This window comes from Bacillus sp. JJ1521 (genome assembly GCF_036965165.1).
Taxonomy (GTDB): Bacteria; Bacillota; Bacilli; order Bacillales; family Bacillaceae_L; genus Ferdinandcohnia.
In genome coordinates this window covers 1-1,130 of sequence record NZ_JBALOX010000300.1, presented here as the reverse complement: position 1 = coordinate 1,130, position 1,130 = coordinate 1, and the positions used below count along the sequence as shown (strand labels likewise).

The following is a 1,130-nucleotide window of genomic DNA, read 5'->3' as shown; positions in this document are numbered from 1 at the left end:
ATGAAGACCCGAACGCACACGAAAATTTAATTAAAGGTCTTCATAAGATATAGAAGATCCATTCCTTAGCGATTTTTTATTAGTAAGCCCTTTAACGTATGAATAATTCAGCAATGTTGGTAATCATTCACGTTCTTGTCGATTTTAGGTTAAACTAGTACTTAGGTTTTTATGAAAGGAGTATCAAAAATGAACGAAAAAAACGCAGAGTTTTACATAACCCATCTCGGGCTCGAGCCTCATCCAGAGGGCGGGTTTTATAAGCAAACTTTTGCTTCGGATGCGATGATCGATACGAAGCAGGAGAATCAAAGGAAATTGTATACAAGTATATATTTTCTATTAAGATCTGAGGATATTTCCCACTTACATCGATTAAAATCAGACGAACTTTGGTATTACCATGGTGGAAGCTCACTAACAGTCCATATCATTGACGAATCGGGAGAATACAAAGAAATGAACCTGGGGCTCAATCTTGACGAAGGAGAAGTTCCACAAGTTCTTGTACCTAAAAATGCAATATTCGGGTCTTCGGTTAAAGAAGAAAACACTTTTTCACTTGTAGGCTGTATGGTTGCTCCAGGATTCGAATTTGAGGATTTTGAATTATTTACGCAGGAAGAATTATTAAAAGAATATCCACAGCATGAAGGGGCTATTCGTAAGCTTGCGTTGGAGAAAAAGTAGATTTAAATAGCAAAAATGCCGTTTATCGATATATAACAACTAAAATTTCGCTAATCCAAATCCGGTTAAACAAACGCTTGATTGAATTTTAAAGTGCTTGCTGTAATTGGTTTTGGTCGCCAATCAAACGTTTGATTGAAATGAATATTGCAAAATGAAACAGATTTTTTTGGAACTATATTTCAATAATAGTAAAATGCCTTTTCCATTGATTTGGGAAGGCGTTTTTTTATTGGTTTAAAGCGTTTATCGTGCAACGGAGATTCTTGAGAAGAAAGCTGAATATCTTTTACATTATAGGTAGATTTAACTTTATTCAGTAGGGGTCGAAACCCCAACTGAATAAAGTCAAAGCCTCCGGCGGATGCCACGATTTTTCATTGGAAATTTTTCGAGCAGTAAGATCAAAGACTAAAAACGCCACATCCTGTGGCAGCGTC

1 protein-coding gene is annotated in these 1,130 nt (G+C 36.1%); it reads left to right on the top strand.

The genetic code is table 11. From position 1 onward, the window contains the following. Nucleotides 1-189 precede the first annotated feature (189 nt). On the top strand, nucleotides 190-690 hold the full coding sequence (locus V7147_RS25070; RefSeq protein ID WP_335370513.1) for a cupin domain-containing protein: 501 nt from the start codon (nucleotides 190-192) through the stop codon (nucleotides 688-690). The last annotated feature ends 440 nt before the right edge of the window (nucleotides 691-1,130 follow it).